This window comes from Intestinirhabdus alba, from assembly GCF_009711095.1.
In the GTDB taxonomy this organism is placed as follows: Bacteria; Pseudomonadota; Gammaproteobacteria; order Enterobacterales; family Enterobacteriaceae; genus Intestinirhabdus; species Intestinirhabdus alba.
The window spans coordinates 1-18,600 of record NZ_WMJZ01000036.1 but is presented as its reverse complement, the minus strand read 5'-3'; the positions used below and the strand labels follow the sequence as shown (position 1 = coordinate 18,600).

Annotated in this window: 12 protein-coding genes and 1 pseudogene; 9 read left to right on the top strand and 4 right to left on the bottom strand. The window is 60.4% G+C overall.

Going from position 1 to position 18,600, the window contains the following annotated elements; all coding sequences use genetic code 11:
• Positions 1-60 precede the first annotated feature (60 nt).
• The 4 genes from dpaL to arcC all read left to right on the top strand — a co-directional run bounded on the left by dpaL (position 61) and on the right by arcC (position 4,937).
• Positions 61-1,260: a diaminopropionate ammonia-lyase gene (gene dpaL, locus GJV78_RS19370; protein ID WP_155109853.1), complete on the top strand. Its 1,200-nt coding sequence runs from the start codon at positions 61-63 to the stop codon at positions 1,258-1,260.
• 62 nt (positions 1,261-1,322) lie between these two features.
• On the top strand, positions 1,323-2,534 hold the full coding sequence (locus GJV78_RS19365) for a YgeY family selenium metabolism-linked hydrolase (protein WP_155109852.1): 1,212 nt from the start codon (positions 1,323-1,325) through the stop codon (positions 2,532-2,534).
• A gap of 51 nt (positions 2,535-2,585) precedes the next feature.
• Complete coding sequence (gene hydA, locus GJV78_RS19360) at positions 2,586-3,992, top strand: dihydropyrimidinase (protein WP_155109851.1); 1,407 nt, start codon at positions 2,586-2,588, stop codon at positions 3,990-3,992.
• A 12-nt stretch (positions 3,993-4,004) separates the two neighbouring features.
• Positions 4,005-4,937, top strand: coding sequence for a carbamate kinase (gene arcC, locus GJV78_RS19355; RefSeq protein WP_155109850.1), 933 nt, complete (start codon positions 4,005-4,007; stop codon positions 4,935-4,937).
• Positions 4,938-5,229: 292 nt separating this feature from the next.
• On the opposite strand, the gene yqeB is transcribed toward arcC, so the two are convergent.
• Both yqeB and yqeC read right to left on the bottom strand, forming a co-directional pair.
• Positions 5,230-6,852, bottom strand: coding sequence for a selenium-dependent molybdenum cofactor biosynthesis protein YqeB (gene yqeB, locus GJV78_RS19350; protein WP_155109859.1), 1,623 nt, complete (start codon positions 6,850-6,852; stop codon positions 5,230-5,232).
• 14 nt (positions 6,853-6,866) lie between these two features.
• Complete coding sequence (gene yqeC / locus GJV78_RS19345; protein WP_155109849.1) at positions 6,867-7,652, bottom strand: selenium cofactor biosynthesis protein YqeC; 786 nt, start codon at positions 7,650-7,652, stop codon at positions 6,867-6,869.
• Between the two features lie 27 nt (positions 7,653-7,679).
• On the opposite strand from yqeC, the gene mocA reads away from it, so the two are divergent.
• The 3 genes from mocA (at position 7,680) to ssnA (ending at position 12,983) form a co-directional block, all read left to right on the top strand.
• On the top strand, positions 7,680-8,264 hold the full coding sequence (mocA, locus tag GJV78_RS19340) for a molybdenum cofactor cytidylyltransferase (RefSeq protein ID WP_155109848.1): 585 nt from the start codon (positions 7,680-7,682) through the stop codon (positions 8,262-8,264).
• 283 nt (positions 8,265-8,547) lie between these two features.
• On the top strand, positions 8,548-11,652 hold the full coding sequence (gene ygfK, locus GJV78_RS19335) for a putative selenate reductase subunit YgfK (RefSeq protein ID WP_155109847.1): 3,105 nt from the start codon (positions 8,548-8,550) through the stop codon (positions 11,650-11,652).
• Positions 11,649-12,983, top strand: a complete 1,335-nt coding sequence (ssnA, locus tag GJV78_RS19330; protein ID WP_155109846.1) for a putative aminohydrolase SsnA — start codon at positions 11,649-11,651, stop codon at positions 12,981-12,983. Before ygfK ends, ssnA begins: the two co-directional genes overlap by 4 nt.
• A 504-nt stretch (positions 12,984-13,487) precedes the next feature.
• Here ssnA and GJV78_RS19325 read toward each other — a convergent pair.
• The gene (locus GJV78_RS19325) at positions 13,488-13,964 is read right to left on the bottom strand and encodes a 4Fe-4S dicluster domain-containing protein (RefSeq protein ID WP_155109845.1); all 477 of its coding nucleotides are present in this window, start codon (positions 13,962-13,964) and stop codon (positions 13,488-13,490) included.
• The gene (gene ygfT, locus GJV78_RS19320; protein WP_155109844.1) at positions 13,961-15,904 is read right to left on the bottom strand and encodes a formate-dependent uric acid utilization protein YgfT; all 1,944 of its coding nucleotides are present in this window, start codon (positions 15,902-15,904) and stop codon (positions 13,961-13,963) included. Before ygfT ends, GJV78_RS19325 begins: the two co-directional genes overlap by 4 nt.
• Positions 15,905-16,454: 550 nt before the next feature.
• Between ygfT and GJV78_RS19315 the strand changes: the two genes are divergently transcribed.
• Together GJV78_RS19315 and GJV78_RS19310 are read left to right on the top strand one after the other, a co-directional pair.
• Complete coding sequence (locus tag GJV78_RS19315) at positions 16,455-17,912, top strand: nucleobase:cation symporter-2 family protein (RefSeq protein WP_155109843.1); 1,458 nt, start codon at positions 16,455-16,457, stop codon at positions 17,910-17,912.
• Positions 17,913-18,338: 426 nt separating this feature from the next.
• A pseudogene (locus GJV78_RS19310) lies at positions 18,339-18,600 on the top strand (formate dehydrogenase subunit alpha); the annotation flags it as partial.

The window sequence follows — 18,600 nt, the reverse complement described above, 5'->3', positions numbered from 1 at the left end:
CTGGCCGGCCCTCGGGCCGGCCAGCTTCAACGACTTCGTCACGAAGAATAAGGACAGTTTATGTCTGCTTTTTCACTGAAAATGGATATTGCCGACAACCGCTTTTTTACGGGAGAAACCTCACCGCTGTTCTCCCGCCAGCAGGCGCAGCAGGCGCGGCATTTCCACCAAAAGATTGCCGGCTATAAGCCGACGCCACTGCACGCCCTGAAGGACCTGGCCGCGCTGTTCGGCGTGAACAGTATTCTGGTCAAGGACGAGTCGCAGCGCTTCGGCCTTAACGCTTTCAAAATGCTGGGCGGTGCCTACGCTATCGCGCAGCTGCTGTGCGAAAAATATAGCCTGGATATCGATGCGCTTTCCTTCGACACCCTGAAGTCCACCATTAAAGAAAAAATGACCTTCGCCACCACCACCGACGGCAACCACGGCCGCGGCGTGGCCTGGGCGGCCCAGCAGCTGGGGCAGAACGCGGTCATTTACATGCCGAAAGGCTCGGCTCAGGAGCGCGTTGACGCCATTCTGCGCCTCGGTGCCGAGTGCATCGTCACCGACATGAACTACGACGACACCGTGCGTTTCACCATGCAGATGGCGCAGAAAAACGGCTGGGAAGTCGTTCAGGATACGGCCTGGGAAGGTTACACCAAAATCCCGACCTGGATCATGCAGGGCTATGCCACCCTGGCGGATGAAGCCGTTGAGCAGATGGCCGCGATGGGCATCAGCCGCCCCACCCACGTCTTTCTACAGGCCGGCGTCGGCGCGATGGCCGGCGGCGTGCTGGGCTACCTGGTGGACGTTTTCGGCGCGCGCGATCTGCACTCGGTCATCGTCGAGCCGGAGCTGGCGGACTGCATCTACCGCTCGGGCGTGAAGGGTGAAATGGTCAACGTCGGCGGCAGTATGGCCACCATTATGGCCGGGCTGGCCTGCGGCGAACCGAACCCGCTGGGCTGGAAAATTCTCCGCGACTGCGCCACTCAGTTTATCTCCTGCCAGGACGCCGTCGCCGCTCTCGGTATGCGCGTGCTGGGCAACCCGACGGGCCACGATCCGCGCATCATTTCCGGTGAGTCGGGCGCGGTGGGTCTTGGCATTCTGGCCGCCGTTCACTTCCATCCGCAGCGCCAGGCGCTGATGGACAAGCTGGGGCTGAACGCTGACTCCGTGGTGCTGGTGATCAGTACCGAAGGCGACACCGACGTTAAGCACTACCGGGAAGTGGTCTGGGAAGGCAAGCTGCCGGCCGCTAATTAATTCTACCGAACGCTAACAAATTCATTCCCCGAACGGGGAAGTTAAGGACTGGAGATCGATCCATGGCTAAGCAAATTCCGTTTAAACTGATTCTTGAAAAAGCAAACGACTATAAGCAGGACATGACCCGCTTCCTGCGCGACATGATCGCCATCCCGAGCGAAAGCAGCGACGAAAAGCGCGTTGTTCATCGCATTAAAGAAGAGATGGAAAAAGTCGGTTTCGACAAAGTTGAAATTGACCCGATGGGCAACGTGCTGGGCTACATCGGCCACGGCCCGCGCCTGGTCGCAATGGATGCGCACATCGACACCGTCGGCATCGGCAACATCAAAAACTGGACCTTCGATCCCTATGAAGGCATGGAAACCGACGAGCTGATCGGCGGCCGCGGCGCGTCCGACCAGGAGGGCGGCATGGCCTCCATGGTTTACGCCGGTAAAATCATCAAGGATCTTGGCCTGGAAGATGAATATACCCTGCTGGTGACCGGCACCGTGCAGGAAGAAGACTGCGACGGCCTGTGCTGGCAGTACATCATCGAGCAGTCCGGCATTCGTCCGGAGTTCGTGGTCAGTACCGAGCCAACGGACTGCCAGATCTATCGCGGCCAGCGCGGCCGTATGGAAATCCGCGTTGAGGTTCAGGGCGTCAGCTGCCATGGTTCAGCGCCGGAGCGCGGCGACAACGCCATCTTCAAAATGGGACCGATCCTCAACGAGCTGCAGACCCTGTCTCAGAATCTCGGCAACGACGAGTTCCTCGGCAAAGGCACCCTCACCGTCTCAGAAATCTTCTTTACCTCTCCCAGCCGCTGCGCCGTTGCCGACAGCTGCGCCATCTCCATCGACCGCCGCCTGACCTGGGGCGAAACCTGGGAAGGCGCGCTGGACGAAATCCGCGCGCTGCCTGCGGTACAAAACGCCAAGGCCGTGGTGTCGATGTACAACTATGAGCGTCCTTCCTGGACCGGCCTGGTTTACCCAACCGAGTGCTACTTCCCGACCTGGAAAGTGGAAGAAGATCACTTCACCGTCCGCGCGCTGAGCAATGCCTACGAAGGGCTGTTCGGCAAAGCGCCGGTAGTAGATAAGTGGACCTTCTCCACCAACGGCGTCTCCATTATGGGCCGTCACGGTATCCCGGTCATCGGCTTTGGTCCGGGTAAAGAGCCGGAAGCCCACGCGCCGAACGAGAAAACCTGGAAATCGCATCTGGTGACCTGCGCCGCCATGTATGCCGCTATCCCGCTGAGCTGGCTGGCGACTGAGTAATATAGTCTGCAATCACGCCCGCCGCGCCGCGGCGGGCGTTCGGAGTGACTTATGCGCGTACTGATTAAAAATGGTATCGTCGTCAACGCCGACGGTCAGGCCAGGCAGGATCTGCTGATCGAAAACGGCCTTATCGCCCAGCTCGCAGAACAGATAACCCCCGCCGAACCTTGTGAAACCATTGATGCCGAAGGCTGCTACGTCATGCCGGGCGGCATTGACGTCCACACCCACTTCAATATTGATGTCGGCCACGCCCGCAGCTGCGATGATTTCTTCACCGGCACCCGTGCCGCCGCCTGCGGCGGAACCACCACCATCGTCGACCACATGGGATTCGGCCCCGCCGGCTGTCGGCTGCGCCACCAGTTGGAGGTGTATCAGGACTATGCCGCCTATAAGGCGGTCATCGACTACAGCTTTCACGGCACGATCCAGCACGTTAACCACGCAATCCTCGATGAAATTCCACTGCTGGTCGAGGAAGGCATCAGCAGCTTCAAGCTCTATCTGACCTATAAGTACAAGCTCAACGATGACGAAGCGCTGCAGGCGATGCGCCACCTGAATCAGGCCGGGGCGCTGACTACCGTTCACCCGGAAAACGATGCCGCCATCGCCAGAAAGCGCGCCGAATTTCTCGCTGCCGGCAAAACCGCGCCGCGCTACCATGCCCTGAGCCGCCCGCTGGAGTGCGAGGCCGAGGCGATTGCGCGCATGATTAACCTTGCCCAACTGACCGGCAACGCCCCGCTGTATATCGTGCACCTTTCAAACGGCCTCGGGCTGGAGTACCTGCGTCTCGCCCGCCGCCGCCGCCAGCCGGTGTGGGTCGAAACCTGCCCGCAGTACCTGCTGCTCGACGAGCGCTGCTACGAGCGTGAAGACGCGCTGAAATTTATCCTTACCCCACCGCTGCGCAACGCCAGCAACAACGATGCCCTGTGGTGCGGGATCGCCGATGGGGCGATCGACACTGTGGCCACCGACCACTGCGCCTTCTCGATGGCCCAGCGCCAGCAGCTTTCCGGCGGCGATTTCAGCCGCTGCCCGAACGGCCTGCCCGGCGTTGAAAACCGGCTGCTGCTGCTGTTCTCCCACGGCGTAATGACCGGGCGCATTACCCCGGAACGCTTTGTGGCGCTGACCAGCGCCAATCCGGCGAAGCTTTTCGGCCTCTGGCCGCAGAAGGGCCAGCTGGCTCCGGGGGCCGACGGCGACGTTGTCATCATCGATCCCCGCCGCACCACCACCATTCGTCATGCCATGCTGCACGACAACGCCGACTATTCACCGTGGGAAGGCTTTATCTGTCAGGGGGCCATTCGCCAGACCCTGTCACGCGGCCGGACTATCTTTGACAACGGCAATTTTACCGGCACGGCGGGTCAGGGACGCTTCTTACGCCGCCGCCCGTTTTCAACCGCTAACGTTCCCGTAAGCGGGAATGCATCTTAAAGAGAGGAACGAATGAGTAAGAAAATTGTTCTCGCCCTCGGCGGCAACGCCTTAGGCGACGATCTTGCCGGACAAATGCAGGCGGTGAAACAGACCGCGCAGGCTATCGTCGATCTTATCGCCCAGGGCCATCGCGTTGTGGTTACCCACGGCAACGGTCCGCAGGTGGGGATGATTAACCTCGCCTTCGAGGCCGCGGCAAAAACCGAAGCACACACTCCGATGCTGCCTATGTCGGTCTGCGTGGCTCTCAGCCAGGGCTATATTGGCTACGACCTGCAAAACGCCCTGCGCGAGGAGCTGCTCTCCCGGGATATGCACATTCCGGTGGCCACCCTGATTACTCAGGTAGAGGTGGCGGCCGACGATCCGGCCTTCAGCAACCCGACCAAGCCTATCGGTTCGTTCTTCACTAAGGAAGAGGCCGAACAGCTTACGCTCCAGGGCTACACCATGAAGGAAGACGCCGGTCGCGGCTATCGTCGGGTGGTCGCTTCACCGCAGCCGATAGACATTATTGAAAAAGAGAGCGTGAAGTCGCTGATGGAGGCCGGCAACGTGGTGATCACCGCTGGCGGCGGCGGGATCCCGGTGATCCGCGAGGGCAACCACCTGCGCGGGGCCAGCGCGGTTATCGATAAGGACTGGGCCAGCGCCCGGCTGGCGGCGATGATTGACGCCGATATGCTGATCATCCTGACCGCCGTGGAAAAAGTCGCCATTAACTTCGGCAAGCCGAACGAGCAGTGGCTGGACAAGCTTTCGCTCAGCGACGCCGAGCGCTACATCAGCGAAGGGCATTTCGCCAAAGGCTCCATGCTGCCCAAGGTGGAGGCAGCCGCCTCCTTCGCCCGCTCCCGTCCGGGCCGCCGGGCGCTGATCACGGTACTCAGCAAGGCCAAAGAGGGCATCGAAGGGAAAACCGGTACGGTTATTGAGGGATAACCCCGATCGCTAACAGCCCCTGCCCCACCGATTACCGGGCAGGACTGCCGGAAACAGAAAAGGAGGAAGACCCGCGGTCTTCCTCCTTTTTAATGTGTTTTAACAAGCACTGACCATCAGCCTGCCGATGGCCAGCGGAGCCGTTGGCCCAGCGGGCGGAAAAGCCCGACGCGGGGCCGGGCTAAACGATGGATAAACCAGAGTTCGGTCCGTATCCCCGGCTCTCTGAGCCAGCCACGGATCTCGTCAATCCGGGGAGACGCGAAGGCAGGCGCTCCGCCCCGTCGCGGCCTCAGGCAACCGTCAGCACCGCCTCTTTGGCCTTCACTCCCCGGTGCGTCAGGGTCATCAGCGCCTCCAGCACCCCGCCGCCGATCGCCCGCGCCTTGTCGGAAACGGTGGTGTAATCCGCATCCGCGCCGCGCGGATCGATATCGCCGATTTTAAAACCGCTGTTGACCACCAGCCCGTCATTAAGCAGCCCGCGCACCATGCCGCTCAGCGGTGCCTTGATCTCGGCGTCGCCAACGGTGGCGATAATATCGCCTTCGCTAACGATATCGCCAAGCCGCACCCGGGACTGCATTACTCCGGCACCCGGCGCGCGGATCACCCGGCGCGAGGTATGTCCCATAATGCTGCCCGGCACCCCGGTGTTCTCCTGCGCTTTACCCTGGTAAATCACCTTGCCCAGCCAGTGGCCGCGGTTTGTCTCCACCACCGCATGGCAGTCATCGCCGGCGCTAAAGCCGGGGCCAAGGGCAATAACCGCCGGGGCCATTCCGCTGTGGGTGCCGAAATTCTCTTTCGCCAGTATCGCGTCAACCACCCCCGTCGGCTTCAGCTCGCCGAGAGTTTCCCCCGTCGGATCGATCAGCACCGGGATAACGCCGTTTTCCACCGTCCGCACCGCCTCCGACACCGAGTCGACCCGGCGGGCCATCACGCCTTCCACCGTCGTCTCGCCGTCAAAAATAGCCTGGGCGAAGGCGACGCTGCAGCGGATCACGGTCGGTTTTTCCACCTCCAGCATAAATACCTTGAATCCGGCGTGCCACAGGCGCAGCGCCACCCCGGTGGCAATATCACCCGCCCCGCGAATCACCACCCGCAGCTGCTGCCGGGGCTGGGCCGCCGTCATCAGGCCGCCGGACGCGCGGTTTTTAACCTGGAGTATTTCCGCCAGCACGCTGATGGCGATCTCGTTGGGCGTCTCGGCACCGATGTTGTAACCTACCGGCGCGCGCAGGCGCGCAATGTGCTCCTCCGCCACGCCCTTTTCGCGCAGCTGGCGGATAAACACCTGGACCTTACGGCGGCTGGCCAGCAGCCCCAGCCAGGCGACCGGCCGTTCGATCAGCTTTTCAAGCGCCTCGCGGTCCTGGTTATGGGTGGCGATAAGCACAAAGTCTTCCGGGCATATCGCCAGCCTGTCGATGGCCGCGCTGAAGGTTTCCGCATGTAGCAGGCGGGTAGTCGGCGGAAAAAGATCGGGACGCAGGCTCTCTTCATAAACATCGGCAACAATAATATCGAATCCCAGCCCCGCGGCTCCCTGGGCGATGGCCCGGTTAACGTGGCCGCCGCCAACCAGCACGAGACGGGGACGCAGACCGTGTACACTGATATAAACCGTCATCGCGCCTCCGCAGTCCGACCCCACCGCATCGCTACCGGTACGCGCCATGCGGCCATGAAACATACGCGGCGCTTTCTCGCGCAGCGCCTCCAGCGCCTCTTCGATCACCTTCCGCTCCACCATCCCGCCGCCGATAGTGCCGATGATGGAGCCATCGTCGCGAATCAGCATCTGGGCCGAGTGTCTGGGCGTGGAGCCGCGGCTACCGACAATCTGCGCCAGCGCGAATGGACGATTCTGGTCTTCAAGTTTTGCAGCTTCAGAGAAAATATTCATCACAACCTCAATGGTTATCCCGTTTTCACCCAGCCAGGGCATCCCTCTCTCGCTCGTCTTCGCGTAATCGCCGGGCGTTCCTGAACCGCGCCAGCCCAGATGGCGTCGATATCGCCCCGCTGCAGCAGCCCCCCGTCCGGTAAATTCTCATTTTGAGAAAGCTGATTAATCAGCCAGATACGGCGACTCCCTTCCGGCGCGCCCTTAAAGGCCCCCTGAGGATGGCGGATCAGGCGATACAGCATCGGCCAGCTCAGCGCCTCGTTCGGGGCGGCGTCGGTAATGCGGGAAAAAAGCGGCCAGCGATGAACGGTTGACGGGCCTATAGCGCGCCCGAGCATTCCGCCCCCCGTAACGGCAATAACGCAGCGACTGGTTTGAGGGATGCAAGGTTCATGCTCAGCCGGCGCTTTAAGTGCAAAACCGTGAGCCCCGTCAGCTTCTACCAGCACCACGTCAACGCGGGCCTGCGCCACCAGCGCATCAAGCAGCGCCGGCGAAAAGCCGCGCACCTTGCCCACCGACGGCAGCCAGGCGGAAAAACAGGCCAGCAGCGGCCTCTGCCAGACCGCCTCCGGCAGGCGCAGCGGGTCGCGGCAGAGGAGCAGTGGAACAGCGGTTGGCACGAACATATGGGTTGTGGTGGTCAACAGCACCCGCCGCCCGGCCTGCTGAAAAAGCCCGGCCAGCCAGAACAGGGCGCTGGTCTTGCCGCCCGCGCCGACGGCCGCAATCAGCAGCGGGCGGGAAAAGGCGTTTAAATCATAAAAAAGCTCAGCGCTGTGCGGTATATTTTCCATTAACGGCATCCATTATTCTGAGGGAATATGAAGCAGATTGACTGTATTATTACCGCCGCCGGTTTATCCTCGCGGATGGGGCAATGGAAAATGATGTTACCCTGGCAGGGTGGTACAATACTTGACGCAAGTATTAAAAACGCACTCCAGTTTTGTTCGCGCATCATTCTGGTAACCGGATTTCGCGGCGAGGCTCTCCGACAGCGCTATGGTGGCCATCCGCAAATAACCCTGGTGCATAATGCCGAATATCAGCAGGGGTTATTTTCATCCGTCCGCGCCGGTGCCCGGCGCGTTACAAGCGAGCACTGTTTTATTACCCACGGCGATCTTCCCTGCCTGCATCCGGCTATTTTCCGCACCCTCTGGCCGCTGCGCGACGCCGGGGCGATCCTCCCACAGTATCAGGGCACGCCGGGCCATCCCATCCTCGTCGCCAGCGCGCATCTGCAGCGGCTGCTGCGCCAGAGCCACGCCGCCTCGGTACGCAAGCTATTATTAAGCGATAGACATCGGTTCCTTGAGATGAATTACCCGGAAATCATTTTTGATATTGATACGCCCGCCGACTTTATTCGTCTGGGGGAAAAACAGGCCTCCCGCAGCGGCTGATTTTTAGCGGATTGCATTCCCGTCCGCCCGATTATTATCATTGTGATAGGTGGTCTCTGATTTTGATAAATAAAAGAACGCTGCCGGGCAGAGTGATTTTTATTCTCATTACGCCTTCGTGAGCTTATTCACAAAGCGGGTTTAACATTAGATGTCCCTCACAAATTCACACGCTCCTTAACCTTTATTGAAATAACTGGTGTGATTGTTGCTCCTCCCTCTTTATCCGTCGGAATTATCACTGCCAACCGACCGTTCGATTACACAAAGAAAGGAGAGGATTATGGGGGATATCATGCGTCCCGTCCCGTTTGAGGAACTTTTGACGCGCATATTTGAGGAATACCACCACTACCATTCCATTTTTGGTATTCCTGAACAGCAATTTTATTCGCCGACCATCCGGCGCTGGGTCAACGTCTTCGGCGAGGGCTGCGCCACGCCGATAGGCCCGGCCGCCGGTCCGCACACCCAGCTGGCGCAAAACATTATCACCTCCTGGCTCACCGGCGGGCGGTTTATCGAATTAAAAACCGTCCAGATCCTTGACCGTCTGGAGCTGGAAAAGCCCTGCATCGACGCGGAAGATGAATGCTTTAACACCGAGTGGTCCACGGAGTTTACCCTCCAGAAAGCCTGGGACGAGTATCTAAAGGCGTGGTTTGTGCTGCATCTTCTGGAGGAGCTGTTCCCCTTCACGCCGGGGAAAAACGGCAAATCGTTTATCTTTAACATGAGCGTCGGCTACAACCTCGAAGGTATCAAACAGCCGCCGATGCAGGCGTTTATCGATAATATGATGAACGCCGCCGATCATCCTAAGTTTGCCGAGTACCGCGCAACCCTCAGCCGCTGGCTGAACGATGAGGCGCTGCTGGAGCGCTACCAGCTCACGGCGCTTCGCCCACGTCTCGACGCCCTGGCGCAGCGCATTCCCGCCACCCTGGTGAACGGCGTAACGCTGTCAACCATGCACGGCTGCCCGCCGGATGAGATCGAAGCGATTTGCCGCTACATGCTGGAAGAGAAGCAGCTCAACACCTACGTGAAGCTCAACCCTACCCTGCTCGGCTATGCGCGAGTGCGTGAGATCCTCGACACCTGCGGCTTTGACTACGTCGGCCTTAACGAAGAGTCCTTCAACCACGATTTAAAAATCGACCAGGCGCTGGAGATGCTGGAGCGCCTGATGGCCCTGGCGAAGAGCAAGAACCTCAGCTTCGGGGTTAAGCTGACCAACACCCTCGGGACGGTCAACAACAAAGGGGCGCTGCCCGGCGACGAAATGTACATGTCCGGCCGCGCGCTGTTCCCCCTGTCGATCAACGTTGCCGCCCTGCTCTCCCGCGCCTTCGACGGCAAGCTGCCGGTCTCCTACTCCGGCGGGGCCAGCCAGCTTAACATTCGCGATATCTTCGAAACCGGCATCCGGCCGATCACCATGGCGACCGACCTGCTGAAGCCGGGCGGCTACCTGCGCCTGAGCGAATGCATGCGCGAGCTGGAAAAAGCGGACGGCTGGGAGATGACCCAGGTCGACGTCGACCGCCTCAACGCCCTGGCCGAGAAGGCCGTCAGCATGGCGTACACCCAGAAAAGCTGGAAGCCGGACGATCGCATTGAGGTGGCGGAGCCGTTGCCCCAGACCGACTGCTACGTCGCGCCGTGCGTCAGCGCCTGCGCCATCAAGCAGGATATCCCGGAATATATCCGCCTGATGGGCGAAGGGCGCTACGCCGACGCGCTGGAGCTGATTTATCAGCGCAACGCGCTGCCGGCGATCACCGGGCATATCTGCGACCACCAGTGCCAGTACAACTGTACGCGACTCGACTACGACAGCGCGCTTAACATTCGCGAGCTGAAAAAGATCGCCCTGGAAAAAGGCTGGGATGAATACCAGCGCCGCTGGCATAAGCCGGCAGGCTCCGGCTCGAGAAACCCGGTGGCAGTCATCGGCGCTGGCCCGGCGGGGCTTGCGGCAGGCTACTTCCTCGCCAGGGCCGGCCATCCGGTCACCCTCTATGAGCGCGAGGCCAACGCCGGCGGCGTGGTGAAGAACATCATTCCGCAGTTCCGCATCCCCGGCGAACTGATCCAGCATGATATTGACTTCGTGGCTAACCACGGGGTGAAGATCGTCTACGGCTGCGACCCGCAGCTGACGGTGGAAAAACTGCAGCAGGAGGGCTTCCGCTACGTTCTCGTCGGCACCGGCACCAATAAGAACAACGGCGTGCAGCTGCGCGGCGACAACCCCAACGTGCGCAAGTCGCTGGAGTTCCTGCGCGACTACAACCGTGGAGAAAACCTGCAGCTCGGCAAGCACGTGGCGATTATCGGCGCGGGCAACACCGCTATGGACTGCGCCCGCGCGGCCCTGCGCGTTCCCGGCGTAGAGAAAGCAACGGTGATCTATCGCCGCTCCCGGCAGGAGATGCCGGCCTGGCGCGAAGAGTATGAAGAGGCGGTTCACGATAACGTCCAGTTCCATTTCCTCAGCAATCCGGAGCAGTTTGACGCCGACGGCACCTTAACGGTTCGCGAAATGAAGCTTGGCGAGGTCGATGAAAAAGGCCGCCGCCGCCCGGTGGCTACCGACAAGACCTGGACGCTGCACGTCGATACGCTGATTACCGCCATCGGCGAACAGCAGGACAGCGAGCTGCTGGCGGCGATGGGGATCCCGCTGGACGCGCAGGGCTGGCCGGAGGTCAACGCCGACGGCGAAACCCGCAAAGCCAACGTTTTCCTGATTGGTGACGTACAGCGCGGCCCGTCGTCCATCGTCTCGGCGATCGGCAACGCCCGCCGGGCCACCGACGTCATCCTCGCCCGGGAAAACATCCGCAGCCACTATGGCGACAAGCGCTGGAACAACGTCGATCCGGCGGAGATCTATCGCCGTAAGGGGACCATCGCGGTTGCCCGGGTGGATAAAGACGATCGCGACGCCTTTGTCGCCCAGGAGGTCGAGCGCTGCCTTGAGTGTAACTATGTGTGCAGCAAGTGCGTGGACGTCTGCCCGAACCGCGCCAACGTCTCGATTGCGGTGCCCGGATTCCAGAACCGCTTCCAGACCCTGCACCTTGACGCCTACTGCAACGAGTGCGGCAACTGCGCCCAGTTCTGCCCGTGGCAGGGCAAGCCGTATAAGGACAAAATCACCGTCTTCAGCCTGGAGCAGGACTTCAATAACAGCAGCAACCCCGGCTTCCTCGTCGACGCGCAGCGGGTTCATATCCGCCAGGGCGAACAGATCTGGAACCTGACCATCTCCGACGACGGCCAGTTTAGCGACGTACCGCCGCCGCTGGCCGACATGTGCCGGATTATCAGCCATGTTCACCGTCATCACCGCTATCTGCTGGGAGCCGTCGAGGTATGAGTATGTTAATTCTGAAAAATGCCACCGTCGTGCAGCTGCACCCTGCGAAGGTGCAGAGCAACGTCGATATCGCCATTGAAAACGACCTGATTAAGGAAGTGGGCACCAATCTGAGCCAGCGCTACCCGCAGGCCAGCGTGAAGGAGATGCAAGGGCGGCTGGTGATGCCCGGCAACGTCTGCTCCCATAACCACTTCTATTCGGGGCTGTCGCGGGGGATTCAGGCCAACATTGCGCCATCGCCGGACTTTATCTCCACCCTGAAAAACCTGTGGTGGCGGCTCGACCGGGCGCTGGATGAGGAGTCGATGTACTACAGCGGGCTTATCTGCTCGCTGGAGGCGATCCGCAGCGGCTGTACCGCGGTTATCGACCACAGCGCCTCCCCGAACTATATCGCGGGTTCCCTGAGCCAGCTGCGCAACGCCTTCCTGAAGGTGGGCCTGCGCGGCATGACCTGCTATGAAACCACCGATCGCAACGGCGGACTGAAGGAGCTGCAGGCGGGCGTCGAGGAGAACATTCGCTTTGCCGCCGAAATCGACCGCGCCCGGGAAAATGGCCGCGAGCCGTACCTGGTGGAGGCGCATATCGGCGCGCACGCCCCGTTTACCGTGCCGGATGAAGGGCTGTCGATGCTGAGCGAGGCGCTGAAGTCCACCGGCCGGGGCCTGCACATCCACGCGGCGGAGGATCTCTACGACGTCTCCCACAGCCACCACCACTATGGCAAAGATCTGCTGGTCCGGCTGGCGGACTATGACCTGATCGACAGCAAAACGCTGGTGGCGCACGGGCTGTATCTTTCCGAAGAGGATATCAGCCTGCTCAACGAGCGCGACGGTTTCCTGGTCCACAACGCCCGATCGAATATGAACAACCACGTTGGCTATAACCAGCGGCTGACAACCTTCCGCAATCTGGCGCTGGGCACCGACGGCATCGGCTCCGATATGTTTGAAGAGCTGAAGTTCGCCTTCTTCAAGCACCGCGACGCCGGCGGCCCGCTGTGGCCGGACAGCTTCGCCAAAGCGTTAACCAACGGCAACGAGCTGCTCAGTCGGAACTTTAACGCCCGCTTTGGCCGCGTTGAGGCAGGTTACAAGGCGGATCTGACCGTCTGCGATTACATCGCGCCAACGCCGCTGATTGCCGAAAACGTCGCCGGGCATATCGCCTTCGGCATGGGTTCCGCCAGCGTGCACAGCGTGATGGTCAACGGCGTGATGGTTTACGAAGATCGGCAGTTCACCTTTGACTGCGAACCGATCTTCGCCGAAGCCAGAAAGGCGGCGCAAAAAATGTGGCAACGCATGGATGCCCTCAGCTGATAGCGCAACGGGCGCGCGTTGATAAGCAACAGCAAGCCCGGCCGATGGCCGGGTTTGAGACTGATGACAAACCTCAGGCCGAACTCGTTCGGCCATAATCACCACAAAAATAAACAGGGAAAATCAATTCATTGATTTTCGGCGGCTAACCACAAAGAGGGAAAAACCACGTTTTTTCCCTCTGTGTCAACAACCTGAAACCCGGCCGGTGGCCGGGTTTTTTATACGCATTCGCCCCTCCCGTGGACAATACGCTTTGCTTTATTATCTGCGGATTTCCGTTCAGAACATGCCGGGACCTTCAGGCTGTGCGTATCGCAAACGATCGCTCAGATCCGGGGCAAGGCGCGGGGCGTGCGGTCTGGTTATATAAGCCGGGACGCGGGTACAACGTCTGAGGCATCGGCACAGTCGGCGGCCTGCGGGGTAAAACAGAGCCGCCTTCCGGATAGCCCGAAAGGCGGCCTGATTGAGGCTGAATAAAAGAGAGGCGCGGCGGCCCGCCTACAGGAACAGCCGGTCGGCGGTGGCGGCCTTCCGCTGCTTCTGCAGCGCCGCCAGCTGCGCCTCGCTCATTTTCTCCAGCGCCGCCGTCGGGCACACCGCCACGCAGGCCGGGCCGTCTTCGCGTCCGGCGCACAGATCGCACTTAACGATCGTCGGCGGCAGCGCCGCGCTGACCTCCACGCTAATCGCCCCGAACGGGCAGGCGACGGCGCAGCCCTGGCAGCCGATACAGAGCGATGAATCGGCGGCGATCCGCTCCTTGCCCGCGCTCAGCGCGCCAACCGGACAGGCCGACACGCAGGGCGCGTTTTCGCACTGGCGGCACATCACCGGCACGCTGAGATGATCCAGACGCTGCACCTTCAGCCGCGGATTGAACTCCGCCCCCTCGGTCACGTGCGCCAGCGCGCACGCCACCTCGCAGGTTCGACAGCCGATGCAGCGCTCAGCGCTGGCAACGATAAAGCTGGTCATGATCCCTCCTTCTGCTTAAACAGCGTCAGCATCTCATCCGCCGCCCGCCGCCCGGCAACCATCGCGGTCACCACCAGATCGGCCCCGTGTACCGCATCGCCGCCGGCAAAGATCTTATCGTTGCTGGTCTGCGTCGTACCGCGGCCTTTGCCGCCGGTGACGATCTGCCCCCAGCGGTCAAGCCTGACGCCGTGACCGCGCAGCCACGGCATTTCATGAGCCTGGAAACCAAACGCCAGCACCAGCACGTCGGCCGGCAGCTCAAACCCGGAGCCGGCGATCTCCCGCGGACGCCGCCGCCCGTCCGGACCCGGCTCACCCATTTCGGTGCGTATCATCCCGATAGCGCTAATCTGCCCTTTGCGGTTGCGCTGAATATATTTCGGCTGCACGTTAAACTGAAACTCAACGCCCTCTTCACGCGCGTTAACCACCTCTTTCTTCGAGCCGGGCATGCTCAGCTCGTCCCGGCGATAGGCACAGGTCACGCTGGCAGCCCCCCGGCGAACCGAGGTACGCAGGCAGTCCATCGCCGTGTCGCCGCCGCCGAGCACCACCACGCGCTTGCCCTTAATGTCGATAAGCGGGTACTCCTCGCTCTCTTCCAGCCCCATCACCTCGCGAGTGTTGGCGATCAGGAACGGCAGCGCCTGCACCACGCCCGGAGAGTCTTCGCCCTCCAGCCCGGCGGCCATCAGCCCATAGGTGCCAACGCCGAGGAACACGGCGTCATAGCCCTCCAGCAGATCGCTGAACGCCACGTCGCGGCCGATCTCCTGATTAAGATGGAAGCGGATGCCCATCTCGCTGAAGATTTCCCGCCGCATTCTCATCACCTCTTTTTCCAGCTTGAAGGAGGGAATGCCGAAGGTGAGCAGGCCGCCGATTTCAGGGTGGCGATCGAAGACATCGACCTGCACCCCCGCCCGCGCCAGAATGTCGGCGCAGCCCAGCCCGGCCGGACCGGCACCGATAATGGCTACCCGCTCTTTGCGCGGCGTAACGTCGCCCACCTGCGGCCGCCAGCCCATCTCCAGCGCGGTATCGGTAATGTAGCGCTCCAGGTTGCCGATGGTCACCGAACCGCCCTTATCCTTCAGGGTGCAGGCTCCTTCGCACAGCCGATCCTGCGGACATACCCGGCCGCAGATCTCCGGCAGGGAGCTGCTCTGGTGGCACAGCTCGGCGGCTTCGATAATTTTCCCCTGCTTCACCAGGCGGATAAAATCGGGAATGTGATTGTGCAGCGGGCAGGTCCAGTTGCACCACGCCTTCTGCGCGCAGTACAGGCAGCGCTCGCTCTCGTAGTCGGCGTCACAGCTGCTCAGACGGTGATAAATTTCGGCAAAATTCAGTTTCCGCTCGTCGGCGGCGATCTTCTTCGCCCCGACCCGCGGCGCTTTATCCAGCAGAGCCGCGCGCCGCGCGCCGCGCTGCTCATGGTGCACCGGCTGGCCCTGCGCCGTGCGGATCTGTCGCTGACGCCGCAGCTGGCGCAGCCCGCTCTCATCCATCAGCCGCAGCGCCTGGGTCGGGCAGCTGGCGACGCAGGCCTGCTGACCGGACGGGTGGCCGCTGCACAGGTCGCATTTATGCGCCAGCTGCGGCTCATCCTCGCCGGAAGCCACCATCTCTATGGCACCGAAGGGGCAGGCGATAACGCAATTTTTACAGCCGATACAGGCCGATTTTTTAAACTGGACGCTGTCATCGGCGAAGTAGAGCGCCTGGGTCGGACAGGAGAGCACGCACGGCGCGTCGTTACAGTGGTGGCACGTGGTAGCGCTGCTCGCGTTACGGTGGAAAACAACATGGATATGCGGAAGAAAATCACGACGCTGCTGCGGCCATGCATCCTGATGATGCGCCGTCACACATGCCACTTCGCACGCATGACAGCCAATGCAGTTTGCGACATCGGCAACAATAAATTTATTCATTTGCTTCCCTTTATTATTATCAACAATACGCGAAGATACGATGCAATAATCAGGCGCATTTTTCGCTCTGCGCCGGTATTATTTTATTTTTGCGATATTCGTCAAATATCCTTTTATTAATCCGCCGCTATGTTGTCAGAATGGCCCGGCGAATCTCAGGTTGATTATCACCCTTTAAATCGCCGCTGGCAATCTGGCGTCCCTGCGGCAAAAAAGCCTTTTGTTGCCGGACCTTGCACAATAGCACGTCGATAAAATATACCAAAATGAGACCTTTTTTCTCTCAATGTGATAGCGATATTTTTTAAACTCCGTTATCCCATTGCAGATATTTTCCTTACTGGTGCAATAGCGCAAGTTCCCCGTGATTTATTTCACATTTCTATTTTTTAACGCCGGTAAGCCGTTCGTGTTGGCACAGCTTACGCATAAGTCTTTACGTGCGAGCAGCACGCTGATGGCAACATCAGATCCAGGGAGGCGAGCGCCTTCGAATCGTAACCTCTGAATCTAACTACGGAACAGAGGTCGTACAGGAGATGACTACTTCATGAAAGACTCTGCTATTTCTGATTCACGTTCCAGGGCAGCTGTTGAACCGGTTGATGAAATTTTGCCCTTATCCCAGATGTTCCTATACGGTCTGCAGCATGTTCTGGTGATGTACGCCGGGGCGGTAGCGGTTCCCCTGGTCGTGGGCAACGCCGTCGGCCTGCCCGCGGAACACATTATTTTGCTTATCAGCGCCGACCTGTTTATCTGCGGCGCAGCGACGATCGTCCAGTCGTTGGGCATCCGGCAGTGGCTGGGCTGTAAGCTGCCGCTGATTCAGGGCTGTACCTTCGCCGCCCTCATTCCAATGGTGCTTATCGGCAAGGAGTACGGCATAGGCACCATTTCCGGCTCCGTCATCGTGTCGGGGATATTTATCCTCTGCTGCGCGCCCTGGATCAGCCGCCTGATCCGCTTCTTTCCGAAGGTGGTGATGGGCAGCATCGTCACGCTAATCGGACTCTCTATTATGCCCGTCGCCGGCGGCTGGGTGGGCGGAGGCAGCAGCACCATGGACGGCTTCGGCGAGATGTTTGCGCTGCTGATGGCGGCCATCACCCTGGTGATCATCCTTAACATCTATACCTTTGCCTCCGGGGTGGTAAAAAACACCTCGGTGCTGATTGGCCTGATCATCGGCTCCGCTCTGTGGAGCTTCTTTCGCCCGCTGGACTTCCACCTGGTCAACGCCACGCCCTGGTTCCATCTGCCGGCAATTATGCAGTTCGCCAGGCCCGAGTTTCATATTGTGCCCGTCGCGCTGCTCTCTATGGTTATGGTCGTCGTCATGGTGGAAACCATGTCCTCCATCATGGCTACCGGCGACATCGTTGGCCGGAAGGTTGACGCCCATATGCTGCGCAACGGCCTGAACACCTGCGGGCTGGCGACCACGATCTGCGGCTTCTTTAACCTCTTTCCCTATGCCGCCTTCGCCCAGAACGTGGGGCTGATTGGCCTGACCGGCGTCCGCAGCCGCTTTGTGGTATCGGCCTCCGGGGTGATCCTGATCCTGATGGGCCTGTTCGCCAAAATGGCCGCGCTGGTGGTGCTGATTCCGAAGCCGGTTCTGGGCGGTGCGGGGATCGTTATGTTTGGTATGGTGGCCGTCTCAGGTATTCGCACCCTGGGCCAGGTCAATTATCGAAATAATAATAACGGTATGGTGGTGGCGCTGACCCTCGGCCTCGGCCTGATGCCGGTGCTGGTGCCAAACCTGTTTACCCAGTTTCCGCCGATGATGCAGCTCTTTTTACACAGCGGCATCACTATCGGCACCTTAACGGCCATCGTGGCTAACCTGACGCTTAACGGCATCCCGCAGATCAAAATATCCCAGGAAACGCCCGTCCCCGACCCGCTGCCGACCAGCTCGGCCGCGCGCAACGTCGCCGTACGGACCGTCAGAATGTGGCTGCTGCTGCGCAAGGTGCAGAAAGCGCACGGGCAGGAGTAAAGCATGGCTCAACGGACGCTTTTCGCCCTGCTGCTGCTGGCGCTGATGATGGTTCCGGCGATCCAGGACGCCCTTGCGCTCGGTATCAGCAGCCGCTTTAGCTATTTACTGCTGTTTTAGCTGTGTCCCCTTAACCGGGCGTGGCGACGACGCTGAGCCAGAAGCGCGTAATCAAGGCGGAGGGCGCAGGACGTAGTGAACTACGTTCAAGCCCGACAACACAGAGTATGCGTTTGTGGCTCGCGTCCCGCAGGGCTGGGGCCATTCAGGGCCGTTGCCGCGTTACTCGCCGTGCATCTGGAATAACCAAATATTACGGCTCGCGCCTTGCCCCGGACCTGAATGACCGCCAGCAACGCTCACGATCGGTTAAGGGACACAGCCCAGGTGCGACAACCTTATTTATGCCATAGAGGGAGTCTCAGTATGGAAAAAGTGACAACCGTTTGTCCCTACTGCGCCGCCGGCTGCAAACTGCGTCTGGTGGTGGAGGAGGGGAAAATTGTCGGCTCCGAGCCGGCAATGGGTAAAAACAACCAGGGAACCCTGTGCCTGAAGGGCTACTACGGCTGGGACTTTATTAATGATACCCGGATCCTGACCCCGCGCCTGCAAAGCCCGATGATCCGCCGCCAGCGCGGCGGCAGGCTGGAGTCCGTCTCCTGGGATGAGGCGCTGAGCTACGTGG

Coding starts and splice junctions, on each gene's coding strand:
- dpaL (WP_155109853.1), top strand. CDS start 61: ATGTCTGCTTTTTCACTGAAAATGGATATTGCCGACAACCGCTTTTTT.
- yqeB (WP_155109859.1), bottom strand. CDS start 6,852: ATGAATATTTTCTCTGAAGCTGCAAAACTTGAAGACCAGAATCGTCCA.
- ygfK (WP_155109847.1), top strand. CDS start 8,548: ATGGGGGATATCATGCGTCCCGTCCCGTTTGAGGAACTTTTGACGCGC.
- ssnA (WP_155109846.1), top strand. CDS start 11,649: ATGAGTATGTTAATTCTGAAAAATGCCACCGTCGTGCAGCTGCACCCT.
- yqeC (WP_155109849.1), bottom strand. CDS start 7,652: ATGGAAAATATACCGCACAGCGCTGAGCTTTTTTATGATTTAAACGCC.
- GJV78_RS19365 (WP_155109852.1), top strand. CDS start 1,323: ATGGCTAAGCAAATTCCGTTTAAACTGATTCTTGAAAAAGCAAACGAC.
- arcC (WP_155109850.1), top strand. CDS start 4,005: ATGAGTAAGAAAATTGTTCTCGCCCTCGGCGGCAACGCCTTAGGCGAC.
- GJV78_RS19325 (WP_155109845.1), bottom strand. CDS start 13,964: ATGACCAGCTTTATCGTTGCCAGCGCTGAGCGCTGCATCGGCTGTCGA.
- ygfT (WP_155109844.1), bottom strand. CDS start 15,904: ATGAATAAATTTATTGTTGCCGATGTCGCAAACTGCATTGGCTGTCAT.
- mocA (WP_155109848.1), top strand. CDS start 7,680: ATGAAGCAGATTGACTGTATTATTACCGCCGCCGGTTTATCCTCGCGG.
- GJV78_RS19315 (WP_155109843.1), top strand. CDS start 16,455: ATGAAAGACTCTGCTATTTCTGATTCACGTTCCAGGGCAGCTGTTGAA.
- hydA (WP_155109851.1), top strand. CDS start 2,586: ATGCGCGTACTGATTAAAAATGGTATCGTCGTCAACGCCGACGGTCAG.